Source organism: Cobetia sp. BMC6 (assembly GCF_029991385.1).
Classification (GTDB): Bacteria; Pseudomonadota; Gammaproteobacteria; order Pseudomonadales; family Halomonadaceae; genus Cobetia.
Genome location: NZ_JAKUMF010000001.1, coordinates 363,432 through 385,916, shown reverse-complemented (window position 1 = coordinate 385,916; position 22,485 = coordinate 363,432). Strand labels below are relative to the sequence as shown.

The 22,485-nt window shown below is 63.5% G+C and carries 16 protein-coding genes and 1 pseudogene; 8 read left to right on the top strand and 9 right to left on the bottom strand.

Translation table 11 applies throughout. The annotated features are described in order from the left end of the window. Nucleotides 1-37: 37 nt before the first annotated feature. The 4 genes from MKZ40_RS01655 to MKZ40_RS01640 all read right to left on the bottom strand — a co-directional run bounded on the left by MKZ40_RS01655 (nt 38) and on the right by MKZ40_RS01640 (nt 5,077). Nucleotides 38-1,147 carry a pyridoxal-phosphate dependent enzyme gene (locus tag MKZ40_RS01655; RefSeq protein ID WP_175088445.1) on the bottom strand — a complete coding sequence of 370 codons (1,110 nt, stop codon included), beginning with the start codon at nt 1,145-1,147 and terminating at the stop codon, nt 38-40. Nucleotides 1,148-1,150: 3 nt separating this feature from the next. Continuing rightward, complete coding sequence (locus tag MKZ40_RS01650; protein WP_175088444.1) at nt 1,151-2,626, bottom strand: aminotransferase; 1,476 nt, start codon at nt 2,624-2,626, stop codon at nt 1,151-1,153. 96 nt (nt 2,627-2,722) lie between these two features. Continuing rightward, nucleotides 2,723-4,276: an NAD-dependent succinate-semialdehyde dehydrogenase gene (locus MKZ40_RS01645; protein ID WP_175088443.1), complete on the bottom strand. Its 1,554-nt coding sequence runs from the start codon at nt 4,274-4,276 to the stop codon at nt 2,723-2,725. 252 nt (nt 4,277-4,528) lie between these two features. Further along, the gene (locus tag MKZ40_RS01640) at nt 4,529-5,077 is read right to left on the bottom strand and encodes a hemerythrin domain-containing protein (RefSeq protein ID WP_043331576.1); all 549 of its coding nucleotides are present in this window, start codon (nt 5,075-5,077) and stop codon (nt 4,529-4,531) included. A gap of 311 nt (nt 5,078-5,388) precedes the next feature. Here MKZ40_RS01640 and MKZ40_RS01635 point away from each other — a divergent pair, with 311 nt between their 5' ends. After that, nucleotides 5,389-6,756: a replication-associated recombination protein A gene (locus MKZ40_RS01635; protein ID WP_175088442.1), complete on the top strand. Its 1,368-nt coding sequence runs from the start codon at nt 5,389-5,391 to the stop codon at nt 6,754-6,756. Nucleotides 6,757-6,887: 131 nt separating this feature from the next. Here MKZ40_RS01635 and lolA read toward each other — a convergent pair whose 3' ends face one another. Further along, entirely contained in the window at nt 6,888-7,556 is a 669-nt protein-coding gene (lolA, locus tag MKZ40_RS01630) for an outer membrane lipoprotein chaperone LolA (RefSeq protein ID WP_175088441.1), read from the bottom strand. A gap of 200 nt (nt 7,557-7,756) precedes the next feature. Further along, nucleotides 7,757-11,755 carry a DNA translocase FtsK 4TM domain-containing protein gene (locus tag MKZ40_RS01625; RefSeq protein ID WP_175088440.1) on the bottom strand — a complete coding sequence of 1,333 codons (3,999 nt, stop codon included), beginning with the start codon at nt 11,753-11,755 and terminating at the stop codon, nt 7,757-7,759. 170 nt (nt 11,756-11,925) lie between these two features. On the opposite strand from MKZ40_RS01625, the gene aat reads away from it, so the two are divergent. The 3 genes from aat (at nt 11,926) to infA (ending at nt 14,024) form a co-directional block, all read left to right on the top strand. Continuing rightward, nucleotides 11,926-12,642, top strand: coding sequence for a leucyl/phenylalanyl-tRNA--protein transferase (gene aat, locus MKZ40_RS01620; RefSeq protein WP_175088439.1), 717 nt, complete (start codon nt 11,926-11,928; stop codon nt 12,640-12,642). Between the two features lie 36 nt (nt 12,643-12,678). After that, nucleotides 12,679-13,482: an arginyltransferase gene (locus MKZ40_RS01615; protein WP_175088438.1), complete on the top strand. Its 804-nt coding sequence runs from the start codon at nt 12,679-12,681 to the stop codon at nt 13,480-13,482. Nucleotides 13,483-13,805: 323 nt separating this feature from the next. Next, a complete protein-coding gene (gene infA, locus MKZ40_RS01610; RefSeq protein ID WP_024953359.1) occupies nt 13,806-14,024 on the top strand; it encodes a translation initiation factor IF-1 in 219 nt (72 codons plus the stop codon). 534 nt (nt 14,025-14,558) lie between these two features. On the opposite strand, the gene clpA is transcribed toward infA, so the two are convergent. From clpA to icd, 3 genes are all read right to left on the bottom strand, one after another. Further along, nucleotides 14,559-16,823, bottom strand: coding sequence for an ATP-dependent Clp protease ATP-binding subunit ClpA (gene clpA, locus MKZ40_RS01605; protein WP_175088437.1), 2,265 nt, complete (start codon nt 16,821-16,823; stop codon nt 14,559-14,561). Nucleotides 16,824-16,856: 33 nt separating this feature from the next. Further along, nucleotides 16,857-17,258 (bottom strand): ATP-dependent Clp protease adapter ClpS, encoded by a 402-nt coding sequence (gene clpS / locus MKZ40_RS01600; protein WP_175088436.1) that lies wholly within the window; start codon nt 17,256-17,258, stop codon nt 16,857-16,859. Nucleotides 17,259-17,744: 486 nt separating this feature from the next. Further along, nucleotides 17,745-19,007 carry an NADP-dependent isocitrate dehydrogenase gene (icd, locus tag MKZ40_RS01595; protein ID WP_043333852.1) on the bottom strand — a complete coding sequence of 421 codons (1,263 nt, stop codon included), beginning with the start codon at nt 19,005-19,007 and terminating at the stop codon, nt 17,745-17,747. A gap of 100 nt (nt 19,008-19,107) precedes the next feature. Here icd and MKZ40_RS01590 point away from each other — a divergent pair. The 4 genes and pseudogenes from MKZ40_RS01590 to hflD form a co-directional block, all read left to right on the top strand. After that, nucleotides 19,108-19,647 (top strand): annotated as a pseudogene (locus MKZ40_RS01590) (pseudouridine synthase); the annotation flags it as partial. A 230-nt stretch (nt 19,648-19,877) separates the two neighbouring features. Then, nucleotides 19,878-20,327 carry an NUDIX hydrolase gene (locus MKZ40_RS01585; protein ID WP_175088434.1) on the top strand — a complete coding sequence of 150 codons (450 nt, stop codon included), beginning with the start codon at nt 19,878-19,880 and terminating at the stop codon, nt 20,325-20,327. Nucleotides 20,328-20,528: 201 nt separating this feature from the next. Next, nucleotides 20,529-21,710 (top strand): tRNA 2-thiouridine(34) synthase MnmA, encoded by a 1,182-nt coding sequence (mnmA, locus tag MKZ40_RS01580; RefSeq protein WP_175088433.1) that lies wholly within the window; start codon nt 20,529-20,531, stop codon nt 21,708-21,710. Further along, the gene (gene hflD / locus MKZ40_RS01575; protein ID WP_175088432.1) at nt 21,707-22,342 is read left to right on the top strand and encodes a high frequency lysogenization protein HflD; all 636 of its coding nucleotides are present in this window, start codon (nt 21,707-21,709) and stop codon (nt 22,340-22,342) included. Before mnmA ends, hflD begins: the two co-directional genes overlap by 4 nt. Nucleotides 22,343-22,485: the final 143 nt, after the last annotated feature.

Here is a 22,485-nt window from a genome sequence, read left to right as displayed (position 1 = left end):
GTCAGCTGTCTCACGCTGTGAGCCATGGGCGAATAAATCACTGCTGAGCGTCCGCCAGCAGCGCTCGGGCCTGATCGAAGGTCTCCAGACTGACGCCGTTGCCGCTGATGATCAGCGCGACACGCTGGCCGCGGATCGACTCGGCCAGCACCGGGTCGGTCTCGCCCAGCCGCGAGGCCTCGAGTGCGGCAAGCCCGACCACGGCGGCGCCCTCGACCAGCAGCTTCTCCTCTTCCAGCAGCATCAGCATGGCGCGGGCGATGGCGCGCTCGCTGACCTGATGGTGGTGATCCATCACGCGGCGCACCAGCGGCAGCGTGGTGTGATTGCCAAGCCCGATGCCGCCGCCCAGTGAGTCGCCGAGACTGGCGACCTCTTCCACCTCCACCGGTTCGCCTGCCTGCAGGCTGTGCCACATGGCTGCGCCTTCGGTGAGGCTGATGCCATGCACCTGCATCTCGGGGCGAATCGCCTTGAGCGCCGCCCCGATGCCGCCGAGCAGGCCGCCGCCGGACAGTCCGATCAGTACCTGATCGAGCTGCGGGCAATCCTCCATCAACTCAAGCCCGATGGTGCCCTGACCGGCCACGATCAGCGGGTCATCGAAGGGCGGCACCGACAGCATGCCCTCCTCCTCGACCAGCCGATTGACCTCGTGGAAGGCCTCGTCCTGGCTGCGCCCGACCCGGCGCACCTCGACACTGCCACCAGTGGCACCGCCCAGCTCACCCAGCGCCTCGATGGCACGCACCTTGTTGGCGGGCACCTGCTCGGAGAGACAGATGACCGCCCTGAGGCCACGGCGCATCGCGGCGTAGGCCAGCGCGCGACCGTGATTGCCGGTGGAGGCGGTGGTCACGCCGCGCTGAAGGCGCTCGAAGGCCTCTCCGGTGTCCTGTTCCGCCACGGCGGCCAGCAGATTGCTGGCCCCGCGCAGCTTGAAGGCGCCGGTGGGCTGGCGGGTCTCCAGCTTGAGCAGAATCTCGGCATCGAAGCGGCGCGACAGCGCCGGTGACGGCACCAGCGCCGTGCGTTCGACACCCGTGGCCGTCGATGAATGAAACAGCCGCTGGCGCGCGGCATAGATATCGGCCAGCGCCAGCGGCGTTTCCCGTGTACTCTTGAGCGGGGGTAAGGTCAATGCCATGACTTACTTGTCACCAGAAGCGGGATCACCGGAAGAGAGATCGCCATTGTCGACGAGCTCCTGATGCACCTTGTCCACGGCGCGACGCGCGCGGGCGACGATGTCATCGATTTCCTCGGGGGTAACCACCAGCGGCGGCGCGAAGCCGAGGATGTCGCCCTGCGGCATGGCGCGTGCCACCAGGCCTTCCTCAAGGGCCGCCGCGGAGATGCGCGGGCCGACCTTGAGCGCTGAGTCGAACGCCTTGCGCTGTGACGGCTGCGGCGAGAACTCCAGTGCCGCCAGCAGGCCGATGCCACGCACATTGCCGACGATGGGGTGATCGGCGAAGGCGGCCTGCATGGCGTTCTGCAGATAGGCGCCGGTATCGCGGGCATTGTCGACCAGGCCCTCGCGGCGAATGATCTCCAGATTGGCGACGCCGGCGGCGGCGCCCAGCGCATGCCCGGAGTAGGTCCAGCCGTGGCCGATGGGGCCGAATTCGCCGGTGCCCTGCTCCAGTACCTTCCATACACGGTCGCCGACGATGACCCCGGACAGCGGCTGATAGGCGCTGGTCAGGCCCTTGGCGATGGTTACCAGGTCCGGCTTGATGCCGAAGTGCTGGAAGCCGAACTGGCTGCCGATGCGCCCGAAGCCGCACACCACTTCATCGCAGATCAACAGGATGTCGTGACGCTTGAGCACGGCCTGGATGGCCTCCCAGTAGCCTTCCGGCGGCGGCACGATGCCACCGGTACCCAGTACCGGCTCGCCGATGAAGGCGCCGACGGTCTCCGGCCCCTCGGCCTGGATCATCGCCTCGAGCTTCTCGGCGCACCAGGTGGAGAATTCGCGCTCGCTCATCTCGGCGCACTCGGCAGGACGGCGGTAGTAGTCCGGCGCCTCGGTGTGCAGGATGCCCGGAATCGGCAGATCGAAGTGATCATGGAAGGCCGCCAGCCCGGTCAGCGAGCCAGAGGCGATGCCGGAGCCGTGATAGCCGCGCCAGCGCGAGATGACCTTCTTCTTCTCCGGCTTGCCGATCACGTTGTGGTAATAGCGCACCAGCTTGAGCTGGGTCTCGTTGGCATCACTGCCGGACATGCCGTAATAGACCCTGGCCATGCCGGGGCCGGCCAGCTCGAGAATCTTCTCGGACAGCGCGATCTGCGGCTCGTTCGAGTGGCCGACATAGGTGTGGTAGTAACTGAGCTTGAGGGCCTGCTCATGGATGGCATCGGCGACTTCCGTGCGCCCGTAACCGATATTGACGCAGTAGAGGCCGGCGAAGCCGTCGATCAGCTCACGTCCGTCACGCTCACGGATGCGGATGCCTTCGCCGCCGGTGATCACGCGGCCCGGTGCATCGCCCTGGGCGTAATCGCGCAGGTGGGTCGAGGCATGGAAGGTGACCTTGCGGTCACGGCGAATCAGTTCATCGGTCGAGGTCGCATCATCGAAGCTGGCGGCCTGGCTCAGGGTGTTATCGGTGCTCATGTGACTCTCCGAATGCTTAACTAGGGGCGATCGACCGGCGGTGCTCAATGGCCACCGGTCGCCATGAACGACATGTGACAGTGAAGGATGTCCGTCTCAACTTCCGGAGGCGCTTTCCAGTCCACCCAGACAGTAGTACTTGATATCGAGATATTCCTCGAGCCCCTGACGGCCACCTTCGCGACCCAGGCCGGATTGCTTGACGCCGCCGAAGGGAATCGGCGCGCCGGTCATCTTGACGGAATTGACCGAGACCATGCCGAAGCGCAGGCCACGCATCAGTCGCCAGATGCGGCGCACATCGTGGGTATAGACGTAGGCGGCGAGGCCGTATTCGGTGTCGTTGGCCATCGCGATCACCTCTTCCTCATCGTGCCAGGCGGTGATGCCGGCCACCGGCGAGAAGGTTTCCTCTCGCCAGACACGCATGTCCGGCGTGATGTCGGCCAGCAACACCGGCATGAAGAAGTTGGGGCCCGGCGCCATGCTCTGGTCACCGTGGATCAGCCGCGCGCCGCGCTCGACGGCGTCATCGACGATGGTCTGCGCCTTGGCGACGGCGTCGCGGTGGATCAGCGGGCCAAGGTCGATCCCCTTCACTTGGCCATTGCCGACCTTGAGCTGCTTCATGATGCGCGCGAAGTGGCTCAGGAAGTCCTCGTAGAGGCTGTCGTGGACCAGGATACGGTCGGCCGCGAGGCAGTCCTGACCGGAGGTCTGGAACTTGGCATCGACGGCGGCGCGCGCAGCCTCCTCGGGGTCCATGTCCGGCCCGACGATGAAGGGTGCATTGCCGCCCAGCTCCAGCGAGACACGCTTGACGCTGTCGGCGCACTGTTTCAGCAGCAGACGCCCGACCCGGGTGGAACCGGTGAATGACAGCCCGGCGACGCGCGGGTCGTCACACAGCTGCTTGGAGACCTCGGAGGCCTCGCCGGTGATGACGCTGAAGACACCGGCGGGAATGCCGGCGCGCTCGGCCAGCTCCGCCAGCGCCAGCGCCGAGAACGGCGTCTCGCCGGCCGGCTTGACCAGCACCGTACAGCCCGCCGCCAGTGCGGCCGCGGCCTTGCGGGTGATCATCGCCAGCGGGAAGTTCCACGGCGTGATCAGCGCCGCGACACCGATAGGCTCACGCACGGTGCCCAGCGCGGCATTCGGGATATGGCTGGGGATGGTCTCGCCGAAGGCACGATTGCCCTCCTCGGCGAACCAGTGAACGAAGCTGGCGCCGTATTCCACCTCGCCACGCCCATCGTCCAGCGACTTGCCCTGCTCACGCGTCATCAGCATGGCCAGGTCTTCCTTGTGGGCACGGATGAGGTCGTACCAGGCATCCAGCAGCTCGCCGCGCTGGTCGACGCGCAGCTTGCGCCATTCACGCTGGGCCTCATCGGCGGCGGCGATGGCGGCGTCAATCTGCGCCTCCTCGAGCCACGGCACCTGGCCGAGACGCTCGCCGGTGGCAGGGTCGAAGACCGCCTCCTCGCGCCCGCCTTCGCCATGCACCCAGCAGCCATTCACGTAGGCGAGCTGGCGAAACAGGCGCTGGTCTTCCAGAGCAATGCCTTCGCTGGCGAACTGGGCAGGCTCGGATGTCGCTCCGTCCTGGGAAGTTGCCCACTGTCGTGCAAGAGATTGAGCACTCATCGCTTGTCTCCCGGGCCGCTCGGCCGTCATCTGAGAAGGCGGAACACCGCCAAGGACAACGCCCACCGAAACGCGGCGGGCGTCATGTGATGAGCTCAGTGTGGGGGAGATGAGACGTGGAGACTTTCGGAATACCCGCCAACGACTTGGCGTTCTTTCTGTTGTGGCGGGCAAGGTGCGGATTCTTTCTGTGTGGCGAGTTCCTGACTAGACCGCTATGGATCAGAGCGTCACTGATCGAACCGACGTGGTTCAGGCGGTCACGACATCACTCTCGGTCAGCTCGGCGTAGAGTTCCGGGTAGGCTTCCTGAAGGCGCTCAAGCTCGGTGCGCGCATGCGGGATGGCATCGGTCAGCTGCTGCCATTCCTCGTCACTGAGGTTGTCGCGCATCAGCGGGAACAGCTCCTGGCGCTCGGCACGCAGGTAGTCACGGTGTGCCTCCACATACTCGCGCAGGTCGGCATTGAACTGGTCCATCGGGATGATCTGGTCCATCAGGATGCTGTCGAGGTTGTCGGACAGCTTGTCCAGACGCTCGTGCAGGGTGCGATATTGCTGGATGAGGCGCTGACAGAGTGGCGCGGCGTCTTCGGAGCGTTCGCACAGCATCTGGGTGCATTGACGCTCCAGCGGAATGATGAAGCCCTGCATGTAATCGAGAATGTAATCCACCACCTCACGCATCATGCGAAAGTCGGGACGCTCACCACTGACGAGCGTCTTGTGGCGATGCGAAAGCACGTGCAGCAGACGAGCCATGTTGGCGTGGTCCTGGCGCAGCTGAGTCACATTGGGCATGACTTCCTCCTCCTTACGGAACAGGTGGCCGATGCTGGCAGACAGCGCTGCCGCCTCGGGCATTGCTACCGAATGTAGCAATGTCGTCACCTAGAAGTGTAGGACACATCCCCCAAGCGCCAGTTAGACGTTGGGTGGGATTGCCTGAATGAGCGTCTCATGCTGTCAGGAAAACATGACAGTCTGGTGCGATGCCACGCGCGGCCTGAGGCCGCTGACTGAGCGCACCGCCACTGCTGATTTGTACAGGTCTGCAGGATCGGCCATGATGAGCGCAATACTGCCCACGCCTGCCGGAGCCAGACTCGCCGATGGATCTTTTTGCCGATACCGCCTCGAATTCCCATGCGCCACTGGCCTTCCGCATGCGTCCACGCACCCTGGATGACTACATCGGACAGACAGCGTTGGTCGGGCCTGACATGCCGCTGCGCCAGATGGTGGCCTCCGGTGTGGTGCGCTCGATGATCCTGTGGGGGCCGCCGGGGGTCGGCAAGACGACGCTGGCCGAGATTCTGGCCAAGGGCTGTGATGCGCACCTGGAGCAGCTCTCGGCGGTGATGGCCGGCGTCAAGGACATCCGCGAGGTGGTAGAGCGCGCCAGACACTTCCAGGCCAGCGATCGCCAGACGGTGATGTTTCTCGATGAGATCCACCGCCTCAACAAGAGCCAGCAGGATGCCCTGTTGCCGCATGTGGAATCCGGCCTGCTGACGCTGATCGGCGCGACCACCGAGAACCCGTCCTTCGAGGTCAACTCGGCCTTGCTGTCACGGGCGCGGGTCTATGTGCTCAAGGCCCTGGAGACGGACGACCTGATCGAGGTGCTGACGCGCGCCCTGCAGGATGAGGTCAACGGCCTCGGCAAGCGTAATATCGAAGCCAGCCGCGAGACGCTGACCCGCATCGCGCGCTCGGCCTCCGGCGATGCACGCCGTGCCCTGGGCCTGCTGGAGACCGCCTGTGACTTCGTGCGTCGTGAGCCAGACGCCCAGGGAGGAACGCGCGAGATACTCGAGGACAGTTCGCTTGAGGCCGTGCTGGGTCATCAGGCCTCCAGCTTCGACAAGCAGGGCGATGACTATTACGACCTGCTGTCGGCGATCCACAAGTCGATACGCTCCTCGCGGCCCGACGCGGCACTGTTGTACATGGCACGCTTCATGGATGGTGGCGGCGACCCGCTGGATGTCGTGCGGCGCCTGACGGCGATTGCCTCCGAGGATGTCGGTAATGCCGACCCGCGCGCCCTGCCACTGACCATCGCCGCCTGGGACGCCTATCTGCGCCTCGGTGACTACGAGGGCCAGCGCGCCATCGCGCATGCGGCGATTCATCTGGCCATCGCGCCCAAGAGCAATGCCATCGAGGTGGCCTGGAAGGAAGCCAAGGCCTTCGTGCGCCAGCAGCCCCACTTCGGAGTGCCGGTCTACCTGCGCAATGCCCCGACCACGCTGATGAAGGAGCTGGGCATGGGCGAAGGCTATCGCTATGCCCACAACGAGCCCAATGGCTATCCGGCCGGCAGCTCCCACGATGCCTGGCCAGAAGAACTGCCGACCCAGCAGTTCTATCGCCCGACCCAACATGGTGGCGAGAAGCGCTTCGCCGAGATTGAGCGCTGGCGCCGCGAGCAGGACGCCGCCGCAGACCGTGGCGAGACGCCCGGACAGAGCTGATCAGCGGCGAATCTCACACGCACATGACTGCCGAGTCGCAACTGGCACAAACAGGAACGCCCGAACCGTCTGGTCCGGGCGTTCCTGTTTGGTCAAGCGTATTCAGGATTTGCGCTGCACCTTGGGCGCGATCACTGCTCGCGAATGACGTCGGCGCCTTGCGGGATCTGGAACACGAAACGGCTATCCTGAAGCGACGGGTTGTACTGCACGTTGCTGAAGTCGATCGCCGTGCGCTGACCGGTGGAATCCGCCATCTGCAGCATGTCGAGCTGCTCGCTGTCGAAGGTCAGCTTGAGGCTTTCAAACAGCGTATCGGCCTGCTTGGGCGTCAACGTGAAGGTCTCACGTGCACCCTGCTGCTGTCGCTTGACCGCATAGTTGGCGGTCAACTCACTGGAACGACCTGACAGCAACAGTGCCGGCGTATGGGTGACGCGCTCATCCAGCGGCTGCACGGTGACCTGCTCGAGGTCCGGATCATGCAGATAGACTTCCTTGCCATCCGACACCACTTCCTGACGGTACGGCGCATCGACGCTCCAGCGGAACTTGCCCGGGCGCGACAGCCACATCTTGCCCTTGGCTTCCTGCAGACGCTGACCGGAGGCATCGAGGATCTGCTGATCGAAGTCGGCAGCATAGGTCTTGAGCGGCTCCAGCAGGCGCGACAGGCGATCGCCTGCCGATTCCTCGGCGTGAGCTGGCAGAGCGGCCATGCCCAGCATCAGAGCGGCGCCCAGCCCCTTGGCCAGACGAGCGGTCAACGAAGATGCGAAAGAACGCGACAATGTCTTCATGAAACTCCTTGCGATGAGGAAGACCAGTGGCGAGCCTCGGCATCGAGGCCCTGCACCTGACCATCATCATTTCAGCGATTCGGGATGATTGCTGCCAACATCCTGCTGGCAGTGATCTGTTATCTGACGTCTTTGACACGAAGGGGAGCAAAAAGCTCCCCTTCGTGTGTTCCGGCGTGCAGCGACAAGGCCTGCGGCGACTAGCCGCTGTGGTTGGGCGCGATCACTTCCCGCGAACCATTGGTGCCCATCGCGGAGACGACACCCGCCATCTCCATCGCCTCGACCAGACGCGCGGCGCGGTTGTACCCGATCTTGAAGCGGCGCTGCACGGCAGAGATGGAAGCACGACGCGACTCGACGACATAGGCCACGGCCTCATCGTAGAGCGCATCCTGCTCGGCATCGCTGTCCTCGCCTTCAGCCTCGAGACCGGCCAGCGCATCGGCCTGCACACCACCGGTGAGGATTTCCTCGATGTACTCTGGCGAGCCGCGACGCTTCCAATCGTCGACCACACGGTGGACCTCGTCATCATCGACGAAGGCACCATGAACACGCGTCGGCATGCCAGCACCGGCCGGCAGGTAGAGCATGTCACCGTGGCCCAGCAGGTCCTCGGCGCCGCCCTGATCGAGAATGGTGCGCGAGTCGATCTTGGAGGAGACCTGGAAGGCCATGCGCGTCGGGATGTTGGCCTTGATCAGGCCGGTCACCACGTCCACTGACGGACGCTGGGTGGCCAGAATCAAGTGAATCCCCGCGGCACGGGCCTTCTGGGCCAGACGTGCGATCAGCTCCTCGACCTTCTTGCCGACGATCATGAACATGTCGGCAAACTCGTCGATCACCACCACGATGTAGGGCAGCTTGGCGAGCACCGGCGGATGCTGGTGCATCTCCCAGGGCTGCGGCTCCCACAGCGGGTCAGCGATCTGAGCGCCGTGCGCCTCGGCTTCATCGATCTTGGCATTGAAGCCGGCCAGGTTGCGCACGCCCATGGCGGCCATCAGCTTGTAGCGACGCTCCATCTCGGCGACACACCAGCGCAGGGCGTTGGCAGCCTCCTTCATGTCAGTCACCACCGGCGCCAGCAGGTGCGGAATGCCGTCATAGACCGACAGCTCCAGCATCTTGGGGTCGACCATGATCATGCGCACTTCGTCCGGCGTGGCCTTGAGCAGCATCGAGATCAGCATCGAGTTGATGCCCACCGACTTGCCCGAGCCGGTGGTACCGGCGACCAGCAGGTGCGGCATCTTGCCAAGGTTGGCCACGACAGGTGCGCCACCGATGTCCTGGCCCAGCGCCAGCGTGACCGGTGATTCCGCCAGCTGATAGGCATCGGAATCGAACACTTCGCGCAGACGGATCATGGCACGGTTGGGATTGGGAATCTCGATGCCGACCGTCGGACGGCCCGGAATCACCTCGACCACGCGCACGCTCTTGACCAGCAGTGAGCGCGCCAGGTCCGTCGACAGATTGGATATCTTGGACGCCTTGACACCCGGTGCCGGCTGAATCTCGAAGCGCGTGATGACCGGTCCCGGCCAGACATCCGCCACCTCGGCCTTGACGCCATACTCGCGCAGACGCACCACCAGCAGCTCGGCCATCTGGTCGAGCTCTTCTTCGCTGTAGTTGGGCTTCTGGGCATCCGGCGGCGTCAGCAGGCTCAGCTGCGGCAAGTCCCCTTCCGGCTCCTCCTCGTGATCGGCGCCTTCATGGCGCTGACTCTGCATGTGCTCCACGGTCCACAGGGTCGGACCGGAGGGGTCGCTGGCAGCCGCCTGCGCATCCTCCGCCGTCGCCAGGCGACCACCGCCGGGCACCATGCCGGACTCATCGCCGTCATAGGCCCAGGAGGGACGCTCGGCCGGCGCGGGGGCCGCTTCCGGCGTGGCTGTCGGTGCCTCGAAAGGCGGCACATGCTCGGCCTGAGGCGTGACGGAATCGGGCTCCGCTGGCGCGACCGGCTCGGCTGGTTGATGAGGCGCCGCAGGCGCATCTGCCTGTGTCGGCGTGTTGCCCGTCGGCTGCTCGAAGGCATCATCCCAGGAGACAACCGCCTTGCGAGCAGGAGTTTCGGAAGCGGCCGCCGTGACACCGGCCGCCATCACACCCGCACCGGCTGCCAGCCCTGCGGCCGTGGCGAATCGACCACCACTGCCGGGCAGGGGCGCATCATCGTCGTCCCTGGGCTCTGGCGGCTGATTGCGGCTATCCGGCGCGGCACCGCTGCGCTCGCGCGCAAGTTGCGCGTCGCGCTCACGCTGTGCCTCTTTCTCACGCTGCGCCTCTTTCTCAAGCTGCGCCTGTCGCTCTGCCGCTTGCTGCTCGGCTGCGCGCTGTGCTTTCTGTGCTGCTTCGCGCTGCGCCTCCTGCTCTGCCAGACGTTGCGCTTCCTGATCAGCCAAGCGCTGCGCTTCCTGCTCGCGAGCCAGCTCTTGAGCCTGAGACGGAGCCTTGTGAGCCTCGGCCTCGCTCTGCGCCTGAGCTTCCTGTGCCATGTCGTGACGGGCGGTTTCATGACGAGCCGTGTCATGACGAGCGGTCGGCGCAAAGGCTGAGGCAGCGTCCCAGGCAGCAGGGACAGCCGTACTGTCGGAGACTGATGCTGTATCTTCGGCGGCAGGGATTGGCGTTGCCGCCTTGGGGGCCTGAGCCGTAACCGAGGCATCAGCATGACGCTGGCGCTCAGCCTCTATGGCAGCGGCTTGCGGCAGACGAGAGCGCGTGACATCGGCATGCGCGACACGCGGCGCGGAGGCAGCCTCTGCCGTCACGGCGGTCTTCAGGGCCGCGGCCAGGTCAACCCCTTCGATGCTGACATTGGCGCTCTGAACCGTCATGCGCTCGGTGTAGGCAGCGCCCGGCACCTTGGCGGAAGGCGTGGTTTCAGCAGTCTGCCACGGGATATCGGTGCTGCGGTCGTCCGTGAAGTCATCGCGAGCGCTGATGGCCTCGTCGGTGCCGCCGTCCAGTGACGGCTCGACACGGCGCTGGCCGCGCGGCTTGGCGGCGATGCCTTCTGCCTCCTGCCGGCGACCAAGCAGAATCTCGTCACTGTCCTCGTCCCACTCATCCTCACGGGCACGCCGGCCCGGCAGCAGACGCTGCCACCAGCTCAGTCTGGGTGCTGGTTCATGATCCGCGTCATCCTCTTCACCATCCTCGTGAGTCAGCGGCTCTTCGGCGTAGGCTGCCTCGTCATCGTAGGCGTCCTGATCGTCGCGGCGGCTGTTGAAGCGCTCGGCGAACCAGCCGGACACCCGCATGCAGCCATTGCCCAGCTCATCCATGACCGTCAGCCACGACATGCCGGTAAACAGCGTGAAGCCGCACAGGAAACTGGCCAGCGCGACCAGTACCGTGCCGCCCATGCCGATCAGTGGCGTCAGCGCACCGGCAATGCCTTTGCCGAGAATGCCACCCGCGCCGTTGGTCAGCTGGCTGTCGGGGCTGTAGAACTGGATATCGCCGATGACGCAGGTCGCCATGATCAGCAGGAACAGGCCGCCAGCACGCACCGCGATGGTCGTCGGGTCCCACACCAGCTCTGTACTGGGCTGACGCATCAGACGCCAGGCACCGAAGCCCAGCATCGCCGGCCACCACAGGGCACTGCCGCCGAACAGCGAATACAGCACATCTGACAGCCAGGCACCGATGCTGCCCATCCAGTTGCTGGGCGTGAGCTCAGGGCCGCTGTAGGACCAGCCGGGGTCCGTCGGCGCATAGCTGAACAGCGCCAGCAGCATGAAGACGCATAGGCTGAGCATGAGAATGACCACGCCTTCACGACTGACGCCCTGCAGGGTGGTGGTCAGGCGTGACGGTGGTCGCGCTGCCTTCTCCGCACGCTGCTCGGCGCGGATGGCCTGACGTTCGGCGCGTTCGGCCTGACGCTCGGCGCGGCGCTGGGCTGCAGGGCTTTCTTCCTGCACGCGCGGCTTGTTTCTGGTCTTGGCAGCAGGCTGGCCGCTGGCATCCTTCCTCGCGGGCTTGCCCGAGACGCGCGGCGTCTTGCGTGTCGGGCTGGACTCGTTGGCCGAAGCACCGCGCAGACGCGCGAAGAAGCCCGGCGAGTCCGCTTTCTGACGGGCACGCTTCCTGGGTGTTGCTGCCGCACGGCGGCTACGGGTTTCAGGCTTGGCCTGTTCCCGACTTGTCTTTCTGGCACTCTTGGCAGTCAAGTCGCCATCCCCCTTGCACCTTGTGGGCGATTTTCCATGTACCTTCAGCCGGTTATCATAACCATTCGATGGCAGTGACGTCATAATTGCCGATTCACGTCCGCTCATGACGCCAAGGCGCCAGGAGCCCATTGCTCCGTGCATGTTCCCGAACCGACAAGAGGCTGCCCATGCTTCCCTGGCTCCCCCCTGCCCCTGTCCGCTTTCCGCATGCTTCCACCGCCCTGAGCGAGCCCGACGGCCTGCTGTGTGCAGGGGGCGAACTCAGTCCCGAGTGGCTGCTGGCGGCCTACCCCCGCGGCATATTTCCCTGGTTCAGTCCGGGTGACCCCATCCTGTGGTGGTCACCGGACCCACGCATGGTGCTCAAGCCAGAGGGAGTCCGTGTACGCCGCAGTCTCGCCAAGCGCCTGCGCAATGCAGGCCTGAGCTACAGTATCGACCGCGACTTTACCGGTGTGATCAATGCCTGTGCCAGCATTCCTCGCGATGGCCAGGCTGGCACGTGGATATTGCCAGAAATGCAGCAGGCCTACATCGCTCTGCATGCCATGGGACACGCCCACAGCGTTGAAGTCTGGCAGGGCGATTCTCTGGTGGGCGGCCTGTATGGCGTCGCCTGTGGACGCATCTTCTTCGGCGAGTCGATGTTCTCGCGCGTACCCGATGCCTCGAAACTGGCGCTGGTGATCCTGTGCCAGGAATTGAGGGCACGGGATTTTCCATTGATCGACTGCCAGATGCATACTCCGCACCTGGCAAGTCTTGGCGCCCGCAGCATCGCCCGCAGCGATTTCATCAGCTATCTTGACCAGTATGCCACTGGCCAAGGGCATGAGGGCAAGTGGTCACTGACATCCTGGCCCACGCAGCACGCCCGGGAATGATGACCACGGCAATTCCAAGAGGGAGATGATGCAACGGTGAGCAGCAATACCCCCAAGCAACCGCAACGCGATCTGCGCTTCTTTCTGACGGTACCGCACGCCTGCAGCTATCTGGAAGGCCGCCAGGCGACCACGCTGTTTCTCGATCCGCAGGAAGCGCCCAATTCCGGTGTCTATGACGCCCTTGCCCTGCTCGGCTTTCGCCGTAGCGGCTCTCATCTCTATCGTCCACATTGCGGTGATTGCCGTGCCTGCATTTCCGTACGCGTGCCGATCGCCGACTTCGCGCCCAACCGCACCCAGAAGCGTCTCGTGCGCCGCAATGCCGACCTGGTCATCGAAGAAGGGCCGGCACTCTTCGACCCCGAGCACTATCGCCTGTACGCCCACTACATCCGCAGTCGTCATGCGGATGGCGACATGTTCCCGCCCAGTCATGAGCAGTATCGAACCTTCCTCACGTCCCGCGATGACTATGCCCGTCTGGTGAGCTTTCGCCTCGATGGTCGTCTGGTGGCCGTCGCCGCCATGGACCGCATGAGCCATGGCCTCTCCGCCATCTATACCTTCTACGACCCGGATGAGTCACTGAATCAGCGCTCGCTGGGGACCTACGCGGTGCTGTGGCAGATCGAGCAGGCACGCCGCGAAGGCCTGACCCACCTCTATCTGGGCTACTGGATCCGTGACTGCCGCAAGATGAACTACAAACAGCATTTTCAGCCGCTCGAGTATCTGGATGGCAGCCACTGGCGGCGACGCATACCGGCCAACCATACCGACAGTCATCTGCCACTGAGCCTGGTCAAGCAAGGCGCGTCAGTGGCACCCGGCGAGTGACGCGCTCTGCGGGCGCCCTCTCGACGCAAGCGCGTCTGACAACGTCAAGATGAGCATCGTTCAGCTAGCAGGAGCTCACCAGACAGCGCCGACTGCCGACCAACCGCCTCCCGGAAGTTGCCCCGGCGCAAGAAGCCGATTTTTATCTTCCTCCTGAACTGCCCACAGGCGCTCAAGGAGCGTACAATCGCGCTTCGACTTTGCCTTGCCGCCGCCCTTACGGCACAATATCGCGTATCGAAGTCCCGAATCGGGCACTTTTTGTGCTGAGGCGGCTCGGAACTACCAGCAGTATTCCCTGTAATAAGTGAGGATCAGCCTATATGGCGCGTGAAGATCATATTGAAATGGAAGGCGTCATCGTCGACACCCTTCCGAACACCACTTTCCGTGTTGAACTGGAAAACGGCCACATCGTGACCGCCCACATCTCCGGCAAGATGCGCAAGAACTACATCCGCATCCTGACTGGCGACAAGGTCAAGGTTGAGCTGACTCCGTACGACCTGTCCAAGGGCCGTATCGTCTACCGTTCGCGCTAAGCACGGTCAGACTGCCCTGCCGGTTGCCATGCCATCGATCACTCTGCACGTCCTGGACCTGCATGCGATCATCATGACACCGGCTGGCTGAACCGGTCGTTCCCGGCACCTCAGGCACCAGCGTCACCTCCGCCTGAACCCTCCGCCCGGACCCGGAACGCATCGAGGTTGCAAGACTTGCCCTCCACGGCGAGACACCCGCCACCTCGATGGCGTATGCCTGAGTATTCCGATGATGCCGCCTTGTCCCATGAATGTGTCTTGAGCCCGAACGCCAATCAGGTCTTCGCTCCCATTCAATGATGACAGGCGGCTCATCCCCGCTGAGCACCGTCCCCCTATACGCATTCGCTTCCCCCGCCCTCCCCTTGAGGATCGCGAGCCCCTTGACGTGCGCGCGTGTCCGGCTTGAGCAATCGACTCCATGCTCGCTACGTGCGGACAGCTTGCTGACTGGCGACCATAAAAAACGGCCAGTGCTTGAAGCACTGACCGTTCATGTCGCCCCTTCAGGGCAGGAAGCTGAGCGTCAGATCACGCCATTTCCGCTTCCGTTTCCAGGTGAAGTTCGCCGTTGTCGACCGTGACATGCACGATGCCGCCCGACTCGGACAGGTCGCCGAACAGTATCATCTCTGCCAGCGGCTTCTTGAGCTTCTCCTGAATCACGCGTGCCATCGGGCGAGCACCCATTGCCGGGTCGTACCCGAGGGTCGCCAGCAGGTCGCGCGCCTCGTCAGCGACATCCAGCTGCACGCGCTTCTCATCCAGTTGCGCCTGCAGTTCGACCAGGAACTTGTCGACCACATTGCGCACCACGGCGAGATCCAGCGCGCCGAACTGGATGATGCCATCCAGACGGTTGCGGAATTCCGGCGAGAACGTCTTGCGGATGACTTCCATGGCGTCGGTGGAGTGATCCTGATGCTTGAAACCGATGGAGCGACGCGCCACCTGCTCGGCACCCGCGTTGGAGGTCATCACCAGGATGACGTTGCGGAAGTCCGCTTCGCGACCGTTGTTGTCGGTCAGGCGGCCGTGGTCCATCACCTGCAGCAGCAGATTGAAGACTTCCGGGTGCGCCTTCTCGATCTCATCCAGCAACAACACGCAGTGCGGCTGCTTGGTGATGGCTTCGGTCAATAGACCGCCCTGGTCATAACCGACGTACCCCGGCGGTGCCCCGATGAGACGCGAGACGGTGTGACGCTCCATGTACTCGGACATGTCGAAGCGCACCAGCTCGATACCCATCAACGCCGCCAGCTGGCGGGCGACCTCGGTCTTGCCGACGCCTGTCGGGCCAGCGAACAGGAAGCTGCCCACCGGCTTGTCCGGCGCCTTGAGGCCTGCACGCGACAGCTTGATCGCCGCGGACAGTCCGGTGATGGCGTCGTCCTGCCCGAACACCAGCATCTTGAGATCGCGCTCGAGATTGGACAGCAGCTTCTTGTCGGAGCTGGAGACCGTCTTCGGCGGAATGCGAGCGATGGAGGCGACGATCGCCTCGACCTGCTCGGTATCGATGGTGTCGACGCGGATGCTCTCCGGCAGCAGGCGCTGGTGGGCACCGGCCTCGTCGATCACGTCGATGGCCTTGTCCGGCAGCTGACGGTCGTTGATGTAGCGGTCCGCCAGACGCACTGCCGTTTCCAGCGAGGCATCGGTGTACTTGATGGCATGGTGCTCCTCGAAGCGACCACGCAGCCCCTTGAGGATACGGATGGTGTCATCCACCGACGGCTCCATGACATCGACCTTCTGGAAGCGACGCGCCAGGGCGCGGTCCTTCTCGAAGATGCCGCGGAATTCCTGGAAGGTGGTGGAACCGATGCAACGCAGCTCGCCGGAAGACAGCAGCGGCTTGAGCAGGTTGGAGGCATCCATCACGCCACCGGAGGCGGCACCCGCACCGATGACGGTGTGGATCTCGTCGATGAACAGGATCGAGCTCGGTTCCTTGCGCAACTCCGCCAGCAATGACTTGAGACGCTTCTCGAAGTCACCGCGGTACTTGGTGCCGGCCAGCAGCGCCCCGAGATCCAGCGAGTAGACCACAGCCTCCTTGATGACGTCCGGCACATCCTCCTCGACGATGCGCTTGGCCAGACCTTCCGCAATGGCGGTCTTGCCGACACCGGCCTCACCGACCAGCAGCGGATTGTTCTTGCGGCGACGCACCAGAATCTGCACCACGCGCTCGAGCTCGCCATCGCGGCCGATCAGCGGGTCGATCTTGCCCAGACGCGCCTGCTCGTTGAGGTTGGTGGCGTAGTTGGTCAGCGGATTGTTGCCGCCTTCGCTGCTCGCCTCTTCGCTCTCTTCATTCTCGACCGACGCCTGGGGCGTCTGGGTGTGACCCGCGACCTTGGAGATGCCATGCGCGATGTAATTGACCGCATCCACACGCGCGACATTCTGCTGCTTGAGGAAGTAGACGGCCTGGCTCTCCTGCTCGGAGAAGATGGCCACCAGCACGTTGGCGCCGGTCACTTCACTCTTGCCGGAGGATTGCACGTGGAAGACGGCACGCTGCAGTACGCGCTGGAAGCCCAGCGTCGGCTGAGTCTCGCGGTCTTCCTGCTCTTCCGGAATCAGCGGGGTGGTGGAATTGATGAAGTCCTGAAGATCGACTCGCAGCTTGTCCAGATTGGCACCACAGGCGCGCAGGACATCGGCAGCGGAGGCATTGTCCAGCAGTGCCAGCAGGAGGTGTTCCACGGTCATGAATTCGTGGCGTTTGGAACGTGCCACGGTGAAGGCCGTGTTCAGGGTCAGTTCAAGTTCTTTGCTCAACATGGCAAGTCCCCTCTAGGCCGCGTCTTGGACGGATCACTCCGCCCGGTCGATGTCGCACAGCAGCGGATGCTGGCACTCTCGAGCATATTGATTGACTTGGTGGCATTTCGTTTCCGCGATGTCGCGACTGAAGATGCCACAGGTTCCTTTTCCCTGATGATGGACAGCGAGCATGATCTGTACTGCCTGCTCCTGATCCTTGTTGAAAAAGGTGGTCAGCACCTCCACGACGAAGTCCATCGGCGTGAAGTCATCATTGTGCAGAACGACCTTGTACATGGGCGGTGGAGCCAGTTCAGGCTCAGCGGTCTCGAATGCCAGATCTCCTTCGTGGTCTTCCTGGTATCCGGGTTCCTGAGCCGACGGGGCCTGATTGCTGATCGACAGTGTCTCCAGTAAGGGAGGACTGCCGCGCGATGTCTCTGTCTTGAACATAAGGGGCTGATCCGGTGAACACAAGCCGTGACGAAGCAGATTGCCTCAACGCGACGCGAAGAAGGACAAGCGCTGCCACGTCGTCTCAATGTGGGTGTGATAAGGAAAAGATGGGGGCTTGTCGATCTGGTTGCAAGCTTTGGTCGCGCACGCCCGGGCGTACACGTTCATGCCTGCATCGCGACGCTCTGACATGAATGCGGGCATTTGCATGCATTTTCGCTCACATACGCGACAGACACTTCTCGTCAGGCGTCGCCAACTGACGACCCATTCAAGCGTCTCGCCGCTCAATGAAACCCGGAATGCTACCGCGCAGAACGCTCCACTCAGAATGCCCAGGAGTGGCAATCGTTGGCGGCAGCCTGAGCGCGCAGCCGAGAAGCTTCCATCTCAAACGCAAGAAGGCCCCCGGACATGTCCGGGGGCCTTCTGCTGAAACCTGTCACGCAACCTGATACCTGGACATCAGATCAACGCAGGGTCTCAGGCATCCATGTTGTCAGCGACAGCCTGACCGAACTCGGAGCACTTCAGCAGCTTGGCATCGTCCATCAGGCGATGGAAGTCATAGGTGACTTCACCCTTGGCGATGGCCTTCTCGACGCCTTTCAGCACGAGATCAGCCGCTTCGACCCAACCCATGTGACGCAGCATCATCTCGGCAGAGAGGATGACGGAGCCCGGGTTGACCTTGTCCTGGCCAGCGTACTTCGGTGCAGTACCGTGAGTCGCTTCGAACATGGCGACGGTGTCGGACAGGTTGGCACCCGGCGCGATACCGATACCACCCACTTCCGCCGCCAGGGCGTCGGACAGGTAGTCACCGTTCAGGTTCAGGGTGGCGATGACGTCATATTCCGCCGGACGCAGCAGGATCTGCTGGAGCATGGCGTCAGCGATGACGTCCTTGACCACGATGTCCTTGCCGTTGTTCGGGTTCTTGAAGGTCATCCACGGACCGCCATCCAGCAGCTCGCCGCCGAACTCGTCCTTGACGATTTCGTAGCCCCAATCCTTGAAGGCACCTTCGGTGAACTTCATGATGTTGCCCTTGTGCACCAGGGTCAGCGACTCACGGTCGTTGTCGATGGTGTACTGGACAGCCTGACGGACCAGACGCTTGGTACCTTCTTCGGAGACCGGCTTGACGCCGATACCGCAGTTCTCCGGGAAGCGGATGTTGGTGACACCCATCTCTTCGCGCAGGAACTTGATGACCTTGTCGGCTTCCGGGGTCCCCGCTTTCCATTCGACACCGGCATAGATGTCTTCGGAGTTTTCACGGAAAATGACCATGTCGACGTCAGCCGGCTTCTTGACCGGGCTCGGCACACCAGTGAACCAGCGCACCGGGCGCAGGCAGGTGTACAGATCCAGCTTCTGACGCAGAGCGACGTTCAGGGAGCGAATACCACCGCCCACCGGAGTGGTCAGCGGGCCCTTGATGGAAACGATGTAATCCTTGACAGCCTCGAGAGTCTCTTCCGGCAGCCAGGTGTCAGCATCATAAACGTGAGTGGCTTTTTCACCGGCGTAGACTTCCATCCAGTGAATCTTGCGCTCGCCGCCATAGGCCTTGTCGACAGCAGCGTCGATGGCAATCTTCATGGCCGGAGTCACGTCCACACCGATACCATCGCCTTCGATGAACGGGATGATCGGATTATTCGGAACGTTGAGGGTATTGTCGGAATTTGCGGTGATCTTGGCACCGCCTTCCGGGACGACAATCTTCTGGAACCCCATTGATAACTCCCCTGTCATGGATTCAGTGGAGGCGCGAGTATAGCACCCGTGCCGCTTCTCACAGTAGGCTTATACGGCAGCCGCGACAAAAGTCTAAACCATGTCTCTCATATATCTGCTTCACAAGCCCTACCGCGTTCTGACGCAGTTCACCGACCGCGATCAGGGCCGCCAGACGCTCGCTGACTTCATCGACGTGCCGGATGTCTATGCCGCCGGGCGCCTCGACTATGACTCCGAGGGACTGCTGCTGCTCACCAGTGATGGCGCGCTCTCCCACCAGATCGCGCACCCGAGGAAGAAACAACCCAAGACCTACTGGGTACAGGTGGAAGGTACCCCCGATGAGCAGGCCATCGCCGCGTTGAGAGCCGGTGTCGAGCTCAAGGATGGCATGACCCGACCGGCGAAGGTCAGGCTGATTGACCCGCCAGCGTTGCCAGACAGGCAACCCCCTGTGCGCTTTCGTGCCAGCATTCCGACCCACTGGCTGGAGATCATCATCAGTGAAGGTCGCAATCGCCAGGTGCGTCGCATGACCGCCCACGTCGGCCTGCCGACCCTGCGCTTGATCCGCGCGGCCATCGGGCCATGGAAGCTCGATGGCCTTGCACCCGGTGAATGGCGCAGCGAGGAAGTCGAGATGCCAGCGCCACCTCGTCGCGAGTCCCGCTCGCCACGCCATAAGGGCGCGACGGGCAAGCCGGGCGAGCGCCGCACCGGCAACGCTGGCCCCCGGGGCAGTGGCAGTAGAAGCAGTAAAGCCAGCAATGGCAAGGGTTTCAGCAAGGGCTCAGGTCAAGGTTCAGGCAAGACACCCGGCGGCGGCGCCCGTCGCCCCTCATCCCCCAAGAAAGGAAGGAAATCCTGATGGCTGCTCGCTGGCCCCCGAATGTCACCGTCGCCTGTGTCGTCGAACGCGCCGGGCGCTACCTGATCGTCGAGGAAGACAAGGGCGGGCCCTGCACGGTGTTCAACCAGCCGGCCGGCCATCTCGAACCCCATGAGCGCATCATCGACGGCGTAAAACGCGAAGTTCGCGAGGAAACCGCCTGGCGCATCCTGCTCACCGGCTATCTCGGCCTCTATGTGCACGTGGCCGAGGACGGCACCCACTTCCACTCCCACAGTTTCGAGGCCGCCGCCCTTGAGCACCTGTGCACGCCGCTGGACCCTGACATCGTCAGAACGCACTGGCTGTCGCTTGAGGAGATCGAGCAGCTCGAGGACATGGGCCGCCTGCGCAGCCCGCTGGTGACCCGTCGTATCCGCGATAGCCAACGTGGCAAGCGTTTCCCGCTGGATGTGCTGCACGATTGAGCGATCGCCCGCGCCGGAAGTCAGCCGCCAGGCGTGCTTTCAAGCGGCGCTTGCGGCCCAGCGCGGCAGACGGTGCAGGCGGGGTGAATCCCTGCCCCGCATTCAGGTATAATCTCGGCCATTCGAGCGGCGCCAGAATGACGGGTCTGCCGCCTCCCCTGTTTGTGACAACCCGCGGCCATGCGGGTGACGAGAGAACTGATGACCGCTGAAACCGGTACCGGAACCAAGGTCATCGTCGGCATGTCCGGCGGTGTCGACTCCTCCGTCTCTGCCTTGTTGTTGATGGAGCAGGGCTACCACGTCGAAGGCCTGTTCATGAAGAACTGGGACGAAGACGACGGTAGCGAATACTGTACCGCCCTCGAAGACCTGGCCGATGCCCAGGCCGTGTGCGACAAGCTCGGCATCAAGCTGCACACCGCCAACTTCGCCGCGGAGTACTGGGACAACGTCTTCGAGCACTTCCTGGCCGAGTACAAGGCCGGTCGCACGCCGAATCCCGACATCCTGTGCAACCGCGAGATCAAGTTCAAGGTCTTCCTCGAGTATGCCGAGATGCTGGGCGCCGAGCTGATCGCCACTGGTCACTACGTGCGTGGCGGCGTGCGTGAGGGCCTCCCGCGCCTTCTCAAGGGCCTGGACACCAACAAGGACCAGAGCTACTTCCTGTACGCCGTGCCGCAGGCGGCCATCGCGCGCACCCTGTTCCCCGTCGGCGAGCTCGAGAAGCACGAAGTACGCGCCATCGCCGAGAAGCATGAGCTGATCACCGCGCGCAAGAAGGATTCCACCGGTATCTGCTTCATCGGCGAGCGGCGTTTCGCCGACTTCCTCAAGCAGTACCTGCCCGCTCAGCCCGGCAAGATCGAGACTCCCGATGGCGATGTCATCGGCGAGCACATGGGCCTGATGTACTACACCCTCGGCCAGCGCCAGGGGCTGGGGATCGGTGGCCTCAAGCGCTATCCGGACGCGCCCTGGTTCGTGTGCGCCAAGGACCTGGAGCGCAACGTGCTGATCGCCGTGCAGGGCAAGCACCACGACCTGCTCTACACTCAGGCGTTGAGCACCGAATCCGTCGACTGGGTCGCAGGCGAGCCGCCGCAGACCGACGCCAATGGCGAGCTGCGCATTCGCTGCAAGAACCGCTATCGCCAGGAAGACCAGGCCGCGACCTTGATCGTCAATGACGGCCAGCGTGTCGAGGTGCGTTTCGATGAACCGCAACGTGCCGTCACGCCCGGCCAGTCTGCCGTCTTCTATCTCGGCGACATCTGTCTGGGCGGCGGCGTGATCGATGCCGCCTGGAAACTTCCAGCGGCGGATGCCAGCGCTTCCACCGCCCCGCTCTCTGGCCCCGAGGAGTCCGCCGCGCAATGACCAGCGTGCCGATCCGTCCCGTCACTGATACCACTACCCGCCAGGCACTTTCGCTGGCGGGTGTCTTCCAGGCAGCCGCACTGGTCGATGAGCTGGCCCGCCACGGCCAGTGCGATGAGCGCGCCTGGGAAACCCTGGTCAATGCCACGCTGGATACCAATCCGGAAAGCTTCGAAGCCATCTACGGCGGGCACCATAACCGCCTGCGGCTCGGCATCGACACCGTCAGTGCGGTGATGGAACGTCGCCAGGTCTCACCCGTGGTGATGCGTTACGGCTTCTCGCTGGTGATGCTGATGAGCAAGCTCAAGAAGGACCCGGACATGCTGGAAAAGCTGGGCGCGGGCCTGACGCGCATCCAGGGCCAGGCCGAGCACTTCGGGCCGACCCACGAGAACGTGATCGCAAGCCTGGGCGAGCTTTACCAGCAGACCCTCTCCACCTTCCGCTACCGGATCGTGGTGCAGGGCGATCCCGGCCTGCTGCAGCAGCGCATGATGCCGGAACGCATCCGCTGCGCCCTGCTGGCAGGCGTGCGCTTCGCACTGCTGTGGGACCAGCAGGGCGGCCGTCGCTGGAAGCTGGTCTTCCAGCGCAGCGCGCTCAAGAAGTCATTGCAGCAGCTGGGCTGAGCCGAGCTCGCGCCAGCGCGTCACCTGACGCAACCTGATTCACACCCGAATTCGCTTCAACAACGCTGGAGCCCGTGAACCGGGCTCCGAGACACTTGAACCGGCAGCGCGTCATGTCCTGCCACCATCGGAAGATTCTCATC